This is a genomic window from Micromonospora pallida (assembly GCF_900090325.1).
Lineage (GTDB): Bacteria > Actinomycetota > Actinomycetes > Mycobacteriales > Micromonosporaceae > Micromonospora > Micromonospora pallida.
In genome coordinates this window covers 3491001-3503417 of sequence record NZ_FMHW01000002.1, presented here as the reverse complement: position 1 = coordinate 3503417, position 12417 = coordinate 3491001, and the positions used below count along the sequence as shown (strand labels likewise).

At 70.9% G+C, this 12417-nt stretch carries 11 protein-coding genes and 1 tRNA gene; 10 read left to right on the top strand and 2 right to left on the bottom strand.

Going from position 1 to position 12417, the window contains the following annotated elements; all coding sequences use genetic code 11:
• Nucleotides 1-174 precede the first annotated feature (174 nt).
• The 10 genes from ald (at nucleotide 175) to GA0074692_RS13945 (ending at nucleotide 10554) form a co-directional block, all read left to right on the top strand.
• A complete protein-coding gene (ald, locus tag GA0074692_RS13990) occupies nucleotides 175-1290 on the top strand; it encodes an alanine dehydrogenase (protein ID WP_091644651.1) in 1116 nt (371 codons plus the stop codon).
• Between the two features lie 206 nt (nucleotides 1291-1496).
• Complete coding sequence (locus GA0074692_RS13985; RefSeq protein WP_091653425.1) at nucleotides 1497-2438, top strand: site-specific tyrosine recombinase XerD; 942 nt, start codon at nucleotides 1497-1499, stop codon at nucleotides 2436-2438.
• A 363-nt stretch (nucleotides 2439-2801) separates the two neighbouring features.
• Nucleotides 2802-3725: a ParA family protein gene (locus tag GA0074692_RS13980; RefSeq protein ID WP_091644646.1), complete on the top strand. Its 924-nt coding sequence runs from the start codon at nucleotides 2802-2804 to the stop codon at nucleotides 3723-3725.
• Between the two features lie 34 nt (nucleotides 3726-3759).
• Nucleotides 3760-4878, top strand: coding sequence for a segregation and condensation protein A (locus tag GA0074692_RS13975; RefSeq protein ID WP_425413331.1), 1119 nt, complete (start codon nucleotides 3760-3762; stop codon nucleotides 4876-4878).
• Between the two features lie 5 nt (nucleotides 4879-4883).
• Nucleotides 4884-5849, top strand: coding sequence for an SMC-Scp complex subunit ScpB (gene scpB, locus GA0074692_RS13970; protein WP_091653423.1), 966 nt, complete (start codon nucleotides 4884-4886; stop codon nucleotides 5847-5849).
• Nucleotides 5836-6606 (top strand): pseudouridine synthase, encoded by a 771-nt coding sequence (locus GA0074692_RS13965; protein WP_091644640.1) that lies wholly within the window; start codon nucleotides 5836-5838, stop codon nucleotides 6604-6606. The genes scpB and GA0074692_RS13965 overlap by 14 nt, the downstream gene beginning before the upstream one ends.
• Nucleotides 6607-6828: 222 nt before the next feature.
• Entirely contained in the window at nucleotides 6829-7509 is a 681-nt protein-coding gene (gene cmk, locus GA0074692_RS13960) for a (d)CMP kinase (protein WP_091644635.1), read from the top strand.
• The gene (gene der / locus GA0074692_RS13955; RefSeq protein ID WP_091644631.1) at nucleotides 7506-8909 is read left to right on the top strand and encodes a ribosome biogenesis GTPase Der; all 1404 of its coding nucleotides are present in this window, start codon (nucleotides 7506-7508) and stop codon (nucleotides 8907-8909) included. Before cmk ends, der begins: the two co-directional genes overlap by 4 nt.
• 210 nt (nucleotides 8910-9119) lie before the next feature.
• Nucleotides 9120-9193: transfer RNA gene (locus GA0074692_RS13950), tRNA-Pro, on the top strand.
• A gap of 194 nt (nucleotides 9194-9387) precedes the next feature.
• Nucleotides 9388-10554 (top strand): MrcB family domain-containing protein, encoded by a 1167-nt coding sequence (locus GA0074692_RS13945; RefSeq protein ID WP_091644627.1) that lies wholly within the window; start codon nucleotides 9388-9390, stop codon nucleotides 10552-10554.
• Nucleotides 10555-10602: 48 nt separating this feature from the next.
• On the opposite strand, the gene GA0074692_RS13940 is transcribed toward GA0074692_RS13945, so the two are convergent.
• Together GA0074692_RS13940 and GA0074692_RS13935 are read right to left on the bottom strand one after the other, a co-directional pair.
• Complete coding sequence (locus GA0074692_RS13940; protein WP_091644624.1) at nucleotides 10603-11799, bottom strand: site-specific integrase; 1197 nt, start codon at nucleotides 11797-11799, stop codon at nucleotides 10603-10605.
• Entirely contained in the window at nucleotides 11799-12068 is a 270-nt protein-coding gene (locus GA0074692_RS13935) for a helix-turn-helix transcriptional regulator (protein ID WP_245730302.1), read from the bottom strand. Before GA0074692_RS13935 ends, GA0074692_RS13940 begins: the two co-directional genes overlap by 1 nt.
• Nucleotides 12069-12417: the final 349 nt, after the last annotated feature.

Sequence of the window (12417 nt, the reverse complement as noted above, 5' to 3'; positions counted from 1 at the left end):
AGGCATGCCTGACACACCGTCAGGAGAGCCGTGCACGGGGTGTCACTCTGTTGGCTCTCCACCAGTGCCGGCGGCCCTAGACTGCGGCCGACAGGAGCGGTGGGCCGCGACGGCAACGGAGCCGTCGCGCACCGAGCGTACGGGGCAGTGCCGCCCCGAGGAGAGGGTGTCGTCGTGAAGGTCGGAATCCCACGCGAGGTCAAGAACCACGAGTACCGCGTGGCGATCACGCCGGCGGGTGTGAACGAGTTCAGCCGCAGCGGTCACCAGGTCCTGGTCGAGTCCGGCGCCGGTGCCGGCTCCAGCATCACCGACGAGGAGTTCGCCGCCGCCGGAGCGAAGATCCTGTCCACCGCCGACGAGGTGTGGGACAGCGCCGACCTCGTGCTCAAGGTCAAGGAACCGATCGCCGAGGAGTACCACCGCATGCGCGCGGGGCAGGTGCTCTTCACCTACCTGCACCTGGCCGCCTCCAAGGAGTGCACCGACGCGCTGATCGACCGGAAGGTCACCGGCATCGCGTACGAGACGGTCGAGCTGCCCGACCGGTCGCTGCCGCTGCTGGCCCCGATGTCCGAGGTCGCCGGCCGGCTCGCCCCGCAGGTGGGCGCGTACCAGCTCCAGCGGCAGGGCGGCGGGCGGGGCATCCTGATGGGCGGCGTCTCCGGCGTGTACGCGGCCAAGACCGTGGTGATCGGCGCGGGCGTGTCGGGCATGAACGCCGCCGCCATCGCCCTCGGCCTACAGGCCGAGGTGCTGCTGCTGGACAAGAACGTCGGGCGGCTACGCCAGGCCGACGCCATCTACCGGGGCCACCTGCAGACGGTCGCCTCCAACGCGTACGAGATCGAGCGGGCCGTGCTCGACGCGGACCTGGTCATCGGGGCGGTGCTGGTGCCCGGCGCGAAGGCCCCGATGCTGATCTCCAACGAGCTGGTCTCCCGGATGAAGCCCGGCAGCGTCCTGGTGGACATCTCCATCGACCAGGGCGGCTGCTTCGAGGACTCCCGGCCGACCACGCACGCCGAGCCGACCTACCGGGTGCACGACTCGATCTTCTACTGCGTGGCGAACATGCCCGGCGCGGTTCCGCACACCAGCACGTACGCGCTGACCAACGTCACCCTGCCGTACGCCCTGGAACTGGCCAACCACGGCTGGCGGGAGGCGCTGCGCCGGGACCCGGCCCTCGCTCTCGGCCTGAACACCCACGAGGGGCAGGTCACCTACGGCCCGGTCGCCGAGGCGCACGGCATGGCCACCCTGCCCCTGGCGGAGGTCCTCGGCTGAGCGGCGGGCCACCGGCCGGCGCGGCGGTCACGGACACCGCCGGTCCGATCCCCGCGCCGGCGGTCACGGACACGGCCGGTCCGGTCCCCGCGCCGGCGGTCACGGACACGGCCGGTCCGGTCCCCGCGCCGGCGGTCACGGACACGGCCGGTCCGGTCCCCGCGCCGGCGGTCACGGACCCGGGCGACCCGGCACCCGCGCCGGCCCTGCGCCGGGCCGTGCGCGGCTACCTCGACCACCTGACCGTCGAGCGCGGGCTGTCGGCGAACACCCTCGCCTCGTACCGGCGGGACCTGGACCGCTACCTGGCCACCCTGGCCGCCGCCGGGGTGACCGACCTCGCCTCGGTCGGGCCGGGGCAGGTCGAGGCGCACCTGGCCGCGCTGCGGGCGGGCGACGCCGGGCACCCGCCGCTGGCGGCCTCGTCGGCCGCCCGGGCGGCCAGCGCGGTACGCGGCCTGCACCGCTTCGCGTTGCGCGAGGGGCTGGTCGGCGCGGACGCCAGCCGGGACGTCCGACCGCCCACCCCACCCCGCCGACTACCCCGGGCCCTCCCCGTGGACGACGTGGTCCGCCTGTTGGAGGCGGCCGGGTCGGTACGGGCGGCCGGCGAGGGCGCCTCCCTGGCCCTGCGGGACCGGGCGCTGCTGGAGTTCCTGTACGGCACCGGCGCGCGGATCTCCGAGGCGGTCGGCGCGGCCGTCGACGACCTGGACCCGGCGGAGGGGACCGTGCTGCTGCGCGGCAAGGGCGGCCGGTCCCGGCTGCTGCCGGTCGGCGGGTACGCCACCGAGGCGCTCCGCGCCTACCTGGTCCGGGCCCGGCCCGGGCTGGTCGCCGCCGGTCGGGGTACCCCGGCGGTCTTCGTCAACGCCCGGGGCGGGGCGCTGTCCCGACAGGGCGCGTGGACCATCCTGCGGCGCACCGCCGAGCGGGCCGGGCTGCCGGTGGACGGGCCGGGCGCGGTCTCTCCGCACACCCTGCGCCACTCCTACGCCACGCACCTGCTCGACGGCGGGGCGGACGTCCGGGTGGTGCAGGAACTGCTCGGTCACGCCTCGGTCACCACCACCCAGGTCTACACGTTGGTCACCGTGGAACGGTTGCGTGAGGTCTACGCCACCGCCCATCCCCGGGCCCGCGGCTGAGCCGGCGCCTCCACCGGCTCCCGCCGGCCGAGCCGTTCGCCGGCTCCCGCTGCCTGCGCTGTCCGTCGGCTTCCGTCGGCCGACTCCTCCGCCGGCTCCTGCTGTCCCGCCCTCCGGTGGCTCCCACCGGTCGCGTCCGCCGGCAGCGACTGTGTCGATCGTCACCCCGGCCTACCCCGGGCCGGTGGCGACCGCCGACCGGCCCGACACGCCGACCCGGTGCCGACCGGCCTGCTCGAACGTGGCGTACAGTCGGGATCGGCGCGGACCTCCTGGGGCGACGGACCGGGGTGCGCAGCGGCGCTGCAGAGGGACGTCGGACGGCTCCGACGCCGGGTGGTCGTCGGGAGGGGGCAACAGGACATGGCTGGCAACGGCGACCGTGCCGAGACGTGGACGTCCGAGCTCCGCGAGCAGCAGGCCGCGCTCGGTACGGACCTCGGTCCGGCGGACCCGGCCGCGTACACCATGCGCAAGCCCATCCCCGAGCCGATGCCCACCGACCGGCACGGTCCGGCGCGGATCATCGCGATGGCCAACCAGAAGGGCGGCGTCGGGAAGACCACCACCACCATCAACCTGGGCGCGGCCCTGGCCGAGTACGGCCGCAAGGTACTGCTGGTCGACTTCGACCCGCAGGGCGCGCTCTCGGTCGGCCTGGGGGTCAACCCGCACAACCTGGACCTGTCCGTCTACAACCTGCTGATGCAGGACGACGTCACCGCCGAGGACGTCCTGATCAAGACGGACGTCGCCGGGCTGCACATCCTGCCGGCCAACATCGACCTCTCGGCCGCCGAGATCCAGCTGGTCAACGAGGTCGCCCGGGAGATGGCGCTCGCGCGGGTGCTGCGTACCATCCGCAAGGAGTACGACTACATCCTCATCGACTGCCAGCCCTCGCTCGGTCTGCTCGCCATCAACGCGTTGACCGTCGCGCACGGCGTGCTGATCCCGCTGGAGTGCGAGTTCTTCAGCCTGCGGGGTGTGGCGCTGCTGCTGGACACCATCGACAAGGTGCGCGAGCGGCTCAACTTCGACCTCGAACTCGAGGGCATCCTCGCCACCATGTACGACAGCCGCACCACCCACTGCCGGCAGGTGCTCCAGCGGGTCGTCGAGGCGTTCGGCGACAAGGTCTACCAGACCGTGATCACCAAGACGGTCAAGTTCCCCGAGTCGACGGTGGCCGGGGCGCCCATCACCACCCTCGACCCGGCCTCGTCCGGCGCGCGCAACTACCGGCAGCTCGCGCGTGAGGTGATCGCCGCCCAGGCGGAGCGGTAGTCGGGGCATCCGGGACGTGGACTACGGTCGTCCGGTGACCGCACCACCGCTCGACCCCGTCGCCGCCGCGCCGGCCGACCCGGCCGCGCCCGCTGCCGGCGCCGCCGTCGCGGTCACCGCCGGTGTCGAGTCGGGGTCTGCTGCTGATGTCTCCGGGACTGGTGTCGGTGTCGAGTCCGGGGCTGCCGGGGAGAGCGGCGGCTTCACGGTCCGGCTGGCCAACTTCACCGGCCCGTTCGACCTTCTGCTGCAACTGATCGGCAAGCACAAGCTGGACGTCACCGAGGTGGCCCTGCACCAGGTCACCGACGAGTTCATCGCGTACATCCGGGCGATGGGCGACCAGTGGGACCTCGACGAGGCCAGCGAGTTCCTGCTGATCGCCGCGACCCTGCTCGACCTGAAGGCCGCCCGACTGCTGCCCGCCGCCGAGGTCGAGGACGAGGAGGACCTGGCCCTGCTGGAGGCGCGGGACCTGCTCTTCGCCCGGCTGTTGCAGTACAAGGCGTACAAGGAGGCGGCGGCGTACATTGCCGCGCTGGAGTCCGAGGGCGGGCGACGCTACCCCCGCGCGGTCAGCCTGGAGCCCCGGTACGCGCAGGCCTTGCCCGACCTGGTGCTCGGCATCGGGCCCGAGCGGCTACTGAAGCTCGCGGTGAAGGCGATGACCCCGAAACCAGTTCCTGTGGTCTCCATCGACCACGTGCACATGGTCCGGGTCAGCGTCCGGGAACACGCCCAGATCCTCGCCAACCGGCTACGCCGCGCCGGGACCGCCACCTTCTCCCTGCTCTGCGCCGACTGCGCGGTCACCCTGGAGGTGGTGGCCCGGTTCCTGGCTCTGCTGGAGCTGTACCGGGAGGGGCTGGTCGCCTTCACCCAGGAGCAGGCGCTCGGAGAGCTGACCGTACGCTGGACCGGCCCGGCCGACGGCGACACCGACCTCCAGATCGACGAGTACGCCGGCGCGCCGTCCCCGGCCGACGGCGCTGCCCCGGCGGACACTGTGGCACCGGCTGAGGCTGTGGCACCGGCCGACAGGACCGTACCGGTCGACGACGCGGTATCGGCCGACGATGCGGCATCGGCGGACGCGGTTGCCTCGGTCGACGGCGGTGGGCCGGGCGTCGCCGGGACGACGACGGAGGAGTGACCGGGATGAGCAACGAGGAGCGCGGCGGATCCCTCGCCGATCAGGCCGCCGCGTGGGTTCCCCCGTGGGAACGTCGCCCCACTCCGGTCCCGGACCCCGCCCCCGACGCCACAAGCGACGCCGACGCCGAGAGCGACGCCGACGCCACCCCGTCCACCCAGCCGCCGGCACCGCGGGCTCCCGCCGAAGCCGAGGTCACCCTGTCGCCGGCCCCCGTCGAGCTGCCCACACCGCCGTCGACCCCCGTCGAGGCCGGGCTCACCCCGCCGGGCGAGCCGTCGCCGCCATCCGCCCCGGCCGCCCCACCGGAGCCGACCGCTGCGGATCGTGGTGGAGAAGCGCCCCTGGCGGGGCCGGTCGCCACCACGACCCCGGGCAGAGGTGGTCGTGCGGCGCGGGAGAGCGTCCCGACGGCGACCCCGATGGACGAGGGAGAGCTACGTGCGGCGCTGGAGGCGATCCTGCTGGTCGTCGACGAGCCGGTCAGCGAACTGACCCTCGCCCAGGTACTGGAGCAGCCGGCCGAACGGGTCGGCGCCGCCCTGGACCGGATCGCGGCCGGCTACACCGAGGCCGGGCACGGGTTCGAGCTGCGCCGCGCGGCCGGCGGCTGGCGGCTCTACACCCGCCCCGACTACGCCCCGTACGTGGAGCGGTTCATCCTCGACGGGCAGACCGTCCGGCTCACCCAGGCCGCGCTGGAAACCCTGGCGGTGGTCGCCTACAAGCAGCCGGTGACTCGTTCTCGGATCTCCGCCATCCGCGGTGTCAACTGTGACGGGGTGATCCGTACCCTGGTCTCCCGCGGTCTGGTCGAGGAGTGCGGCACCGAGCCGGAGAGCGGCGCGTTCCTCTACCGGACGACCACCCTGTTCCTGGAGAAGCTCGGCCTGAACAGCGTCCACGACCTGCCGCCGCTGGCCCCGTTCCTCCCCGACGACGTAGAAGAGTTTGCCGATGCCACGCGATGACCGCGCCCCCCGCCCCGACGCACCCGTCTACGAGGGGCCCGAACGCCTCCAGAAGGTGCTCGCCGCCGCCGGCGTGGGCTCCCGTCGGGCCTGCGAGGACCTGATCTTCCGACGTCGGGTCACCGTCAACGGCCGGGTGGCCCAGCTCGGTGACCGGGCCGACCCCACCCGGGACGTCATCAACGTCGACGGCGAGCGCCTCCAGGTCGACACCCGCCTGGTCTACCTGGCGATGAACAAGCCAAGCGGGGTGGTCTCCACGATGGCCGACGAGAAGGGGCGCACCGCGCTCGCGGACTTCCTCGGCAACCGCGTCGAGCAGCGGGTCTACCACGTCGGGCGGCTCGACGCGGACAGCGAGGGCCTGCTGCTGCTCACCAACGACGGCACCCTCGCGCACAAGCTCATGCACCCGTCGTACGGGGTGCAGAAGACGTACCTCTGCCAGGTCACCGGGCCGATCCCGCGCAACCTGGGCAAGCGGCTGATGGCCGGGGTGGAACTGGAGGACGGCCCGGCGAAGGTCGACTCCTTCAAGGTGGTGGACACCCTGGGCAAGACCGCCCAGGTGGAGGTGACCCTGCACGAGGGGCGCAAACACATCGTCCGGCGGTTGCTGGCCGAGGTCGGGCACCCGGTGAGCCGGTTGGTGCGTACCTCGATCGGGCCGATCCGGCTCGGTGACCTGCGCGCGGGTCGGACCCGGCGGCTGACCAACGCGGAGGTCACCGCGCTGTTCCGCGCGGTGGGTGACTGAGCCGGCGGTTCGGGAAAACGGTCCCGGTAGGCTCCCAGGCGGCCCGCGGGTCGGGCTGTCCGCCGCGTCGCGGCACCTGGGCGGCGGGTGGCGCGGATCGCCCGGTGGCGGTGCCGGCGGGGGCGGGTCGGACCGCCAGGCATGATGGACCACGATGGGTAACCGCTCGTCGAACGTCGGGACAACGACGGTTGGCGGGGTACGGGCTGAGGAGGACACACGGTGGCGGAGAACGTACGGACCGGGCGATGTGTGGTCGCTGTCGACGGGCCATCCGGTTCGGGCAAGTCCACCGTCTCCCGGCGACTGGCTGCCGGGCTCGACGCCCGTTACCTGGACACCGGCGCGATGTACCGGGCGGTCACCTGGGCGGTGCTGCGCAGCGGCGTCGACCCCGCCGACGCCGAGGCGGTGGCCAAGGTCGCCGGTGAGATCGACCTGCGCATCGGCACCGACCCCCAGGGGTACGGGGTGACCGTCGACGGAGTCGCCGTCGACGCCGACATCCGGGGCCCCGAGGTGACCGGCGCGGTCTCCGCGGTGGCCGCCGTACCGGCCGTCCGGGCGCTGCTGGTGGCCCGCCAGCGGGAGATGATCACCCACGCCGGCCGGATCGTGGTCGAGGGGCGCGACATCGGCTCGGTGGTCGCCCCCGAGGCGGAGCTGAAGGTCTACCTGACCGCCTCCGAGGTGGCCCGGGCGCGGCGCCGCAGCGCGGAGGACGCCGCCGACGAGGCCGCCACCGCCGCCGACCTGGCCCGCCGGGACCGGCTGGACTCCACCCGCACGGCCGACCCGTTGCAGCAGTCGGCGGACGCGGTCGTGCTGGACACCACCGAGCTGGGCATCGACGAGGTCGTGGCCCGACTCCGGGAACTGTTGACCGAGCGGGGTGTGGCATGACCGACGACAACGGCTGGGTGGAGCTGCGCGAAACCGACGTCGACGAGGAGGCCCCTTCCGGGCCGCAGCCCGTGGTGGCTGTGGTCGGCCGCCCCAACGTGGGCAAGTCGACGCTGGTCAACCGGATCATCGGCCGGCGGCAGGCGGTCGTCGAGGACGTCCCCGGCGTCACCCGGGACCGGATCCCGTACGACGCCCAGTGGACCGGACGGCAGTTCACCGTGGTGGACACCGGCGGCTGGGAGCCGGACGCGAAGGACCGGGCGGCGGCCATCGCCGCGCAGGCCGAGACGGCGGTCGCCACCGCCGACGTGGTGCTCTTCGTGGTGGACGCGGTGGTCGGCTCCACCGATGTGGACGAGGCGGCGGTACGGATGCTGCGGCGCAGCGCCAAGCCGGTCATCCTGGTGGCGAACAAGGCCGACAACGCGGCCGTCGAGGTGGAGGCCACCTCGCTCTGGTCGCTCGGCCTGGGGGAGCCGTACCCGGTGTCGGCACTGCACGGGCGTGGCTCCGGCGAACTTCTCGACGCCATCATGGACGCGCTGCCCGAGGCCCCGAAGATCGTGGAGGACCGGCCGCGCGGCCCCCGTCGGGTGGCCCTGGTCGGCCGCCCCAACGTCGGCAAGTCCAGCCTGCTCAACCGGTTCTCCGGTGAGGAGCGGGCGGTGGTCGACTCGGTCGCCGGCACCACCGTCGACCCGGTGGACAGCCTGGTCCACATCGGCGGCGAGACCTGGCACCTGGTGGACACCGCCGGACTGCGCAAGCGGGTTGGCAAGGCCAGCGGCACCGAGTACTACGCCAGCCTGCGCACCGCCTCGGCGATCGAGGCGGCCGAGGTGGCGGTGGTGCTGCTCGACGCCAGCGAGCCGATCAGCGAGCAGGACCAGCGGATCCTGTCGATGGTCAGCGAGTCCGGCCGGGCGCTCGTCATCGCCTTCAACAAGTGGGACCTGGTCGACGCGGACCGCCGGTACTACCTGGACAAGGAGATCGAACGGGAGTTGCGCCGCATCCCGTGGGCACTCCGGCTGAACCTGTCGGCGATGACCGGGCGGGCGGTGGACAAGCTCGCCCCGGCGTTGCGTACGGCCCTGGCGAGCTGGGAGACCCGGGTGCCCACCGCGCACCTCAACTCGTGGCTCACCGCGCTGGTCCAGGCCACCCCGCACCCGGTGCGCGGCGGGCGGGCCCCGAAGGTCCTCTTCGCCACCCAGGCGGGCACCTGCCCGCCGCGCTTCGTTCTCTTCACCACCGCGCCGCTGGACGCCGGTTACCAGCGCTTCGTCGAGCGTAAGCTCCGCGAGGAGTTCGGCTTCGAGGGAAGTCCGGTGGAGATCTCGGTACGCCCGCGTAAGAAGCTTGGCCCGGGTGGCCGGGGCAAGGCCCACGGCTGACCCTTCCTCGTCAACAGCGATACCGAACGCCGGGCCGGGGACCCTCCCGACCCGGCGTTCGCCGTACCCGCCCCTGGTTCCCGCACCCACCTATCCTCCTAGGACGCCTAAGAGGGTGTGGCGGCGCTCGCCGAAGGGGCCCATGCGTACCTCGGGAAGATCCTGCGCTAAGCTGTACCGGCTGCCGCAGGGGAGACCTGGCGGTGGCATCGGGACGTGGCGCAGCTTGGTAGCGCACTTGACTGGGGGTCAAGGGGTCGTCGGTTCGAATCCGGCCGTCCCGACAGTAGACGAAGGGTCGTCACTGGGGTTATTTTCCCAGGTGGCGGCCCTTTTCTCGTGAGTGCAGCAGGCTGTTACGTCGGGCAACTACCTCCCTGGTTGGGGACCATCTGGGGACCAACGAGCGCCGAAGGCGGCTGGATCGCAAGCGATCGGTGGACCTTTCATGTCGTCCACCGCTCTAGGATCCGCTGTTATGGATCTCGGGGAAGCCCTGCGCGGTGTTCACATGCACGCTTACGGACACCTGAAGGGGAAAGAGCAGCCAGCGCAGAAGCACCTGGAGCAGGTGTGGCGCAAACTGCCGTCGCTTGTACCGCCAGGGATGAACGTTCGTGTGAGCGGGTCTAGTCAGTCGCTGCCCCTCGTGCCTTGGATCGCGGTCCTTGACCCAGAGGTGACGACGACGGCACAGGAAGGGCTCTACGTCGTCTACCTGTTCCGCAAGGATCTTCCGCGGGTTTACCTCAGCATGAATCAAGGTGCGACGCAGCATTACCAGAACGCTCAGAAGAAGAAGGAGAAGGGCGAGGAGGATCTGGAGGGCGTTACCTGCAAGGATTTGGCTTTAGCTGCTCTGCGGGAAGAGAGTGCCCTGCTGCGGAAGCACCTGAGCGACGAAGCGCTGACCGGTTTGGTCGCGGCGATCCAACTCGGGGCGCCGCGGAAGTACTTCCTACCTTCAGGGTACGAAGAGGGCAACGTCGCCGCGATCGAGTACGACCCCACGCAGTTGCCGGCCGAGGAGACGTTGCGAGCCGACCTCGCTCGTTTCCTTGCGCTGTACGAGGCCTGTGTCGCCATCAAACGAGAAGTCTTGGCGAGTCAGCCGGGTCTGATCAGCACCACCGCAGAGTCGAAGAGTGCCAAGCTTGAGTTTAAGCCAAAGCCACCTGCCTTCCGGCCGAAGACGCCCGCGGACTACATGGCTCATGTGAAGGATCATGTTCAGGAGCGAACGCGGCGGCATGAGGCGTTGCTCAACGACTTCGTGGAGCGGGCCAAGAAGGCTGGGTTGATATCGGCCAACAACGCGCACCCCTGCGACTTGACCGTCAGAGGGCAGGGCCAGCATTGGCTTGTGGAGGTAAAGACAGTTCGGATCAACGCTGAACATGCTGTCCGAGAGGCTATCGGTCAGCTCTTCTCCTACCGGCACTTCTGTTACCGGGAGGCTGGCCGCCCTGATCCCTCGCTGGTGGCGTTGTTCTCCGAACCAGTCGGTGACGCGTTGGTGGACCTGCTGATGTCGCTTGGTATCGAAGCGATCTGGCGCCAGGGCGCCGAGTGGGATGGACGCGCGCCTGTTGGCTCTCATAGCCTGCTGGCGGCGTCGGCGCCTCCCGAAATCAGCACGACCTAAACGCACAGCGGCGCCCGCCAGCCCGCGAGGCTGGCGGGCGCCGCGTAGTTAGACCACGCGTAGCTGGGTCGGGCGCCTGCGAGCGAGATGGGCGCTGAGAGCGGTACCGGCTTCTGTGATTGACTGCCGGTCGGGGTGTAGGTACCGCTGCGTCGTGGTCAGCGAACCGTGCCCTGCAATCTTGCGGAGCACGTGCACCGGTACCCCGGCGTCAGCCATCCACGTCAGGCCGGTGTGCCGCAGGTCGTGCCGTCGTAGATGCTCGTAGCCCAGCTTTGTCACCACCTCATCCCAATGTGTCGCGTCCCGGAGCACGGCCGTGCTGATCCGGCCACCGCGCGGACCGGTGAACAGTCGAGAGTGCGGCTCTTTGACCGAGTCCAGGCGGCCCGTCACGATCGGCCGTATCTCCTCGATCAGCGGGACCGTGCGTGCGCGCTTACCCTTGGTGCCCTTGTCGACCAGGCCACCGGGGCTGGGCGTGGTCTGTCGACGTACCGTCCACATCCACGTTTCCCGGTCGATGTCCTCGGCTCGCACGCCGGATACCTCGCCGATTCGCGCCGCTGTGCAGGCGGCGAAGATGACCACGTCTCCCCATCCAGGGAAGGTGTTCGCGGACCGTTCCACCAGTGCGGCGGCGAGCGTGGTCAGCGATTCCCAGTCCGGCAGGGCGAGCGTGCGCGGGTCGTCCAACTCGTCTTCTGCCCGCTGATATTCGCGCTGCCAACCGGTCACCTGCGCGGGATTCCGTGGAATGATGCCGTCCCGTACGGCCTGCTCCATGACGCGGACCAGTACGGCAAGGCTGTTCTTGACCGTGGAGCGGCTGCACTCGTCGGCAATCCAACCGTGCACGGCGCGGTCAACGGCACCGTTGGTGATCATCCTTACCGGGATGTGGCCAAGGGCAGGTACCACCCGCTTACGCCACCCGGCCAGGTAGGGATCGAGCGTCTTCCGTTCCAAGCCGCGGAGTGCCAGCGTCATTACGCCATCGCCGTACTCTGCCAGGCGCTTTGTCGCGGCGAGCGGGTCGACACCACCTTGTGCCGCACTGACCATGCCGTCGATCCACGCTTGCGCTTCCTCCGCCGTGGCGACCGTCGTGGACTTGGATAGCCGCCGCTTGGTCGTCGGGTCGACCCATCGGACGCGCGCCCGGTAGGGGCGGTCCCTGCCGGCCCGGAACTCCACATCGGAGCCGAGCGTGACGCCGATCGGTGGTTGCTGGGGAGCCGCCATCAGGCCGCCCTCGGGACGACTCGGCGCGCGGACAACCACCGCTCCACGTCGGCCGTCGCGTACTTCACCACCCGGTCAGAGATCGGGATGAACGGCGGACCCTGCAAGGGTGGGACGGTACGCCAACGCCGGATGGTCGACGGGTCGACGTCGAGCAGCCCGGCAAGCTCCTCGGTGGACATGAACGGCTTGGGCGAGAGTTGGATGATCTCGCCTCCTTCCTGCGGGGCGGGCACGTCTGGTGAGGCATTCTGCGTGACGAGTCGCACGATGCGCGCCTTTCGCTTGTTGGGTGGCTTCTATGGAGGAACCGGGATGGATCGCCGCAGAGCGGCTTAGCGCGGCCCGCTGAGAGCGCCGTAGGGCCAAGATTTCGGGGCGGTTGGTGTTAGGCCATGAGTCCGGTCGTCTGTGTGGCTCTCAGCGGGCGCGCTACGTCGATCGGTTGCGGTAGCCGGTGCGCGCTGTGCGTGGGAGGGCTGAACCATCTCGGCATCTCGGCATCTCGGCAAAGTTGCCGTTGAGCTGCGGAAACGCTTGCCGAGATCGTTGAAGCTCCGCTGTCCGATCTCGGCAATCAGGGTTTATCTCGGCAGGCTGGTTGCCGAGATGCCGAGA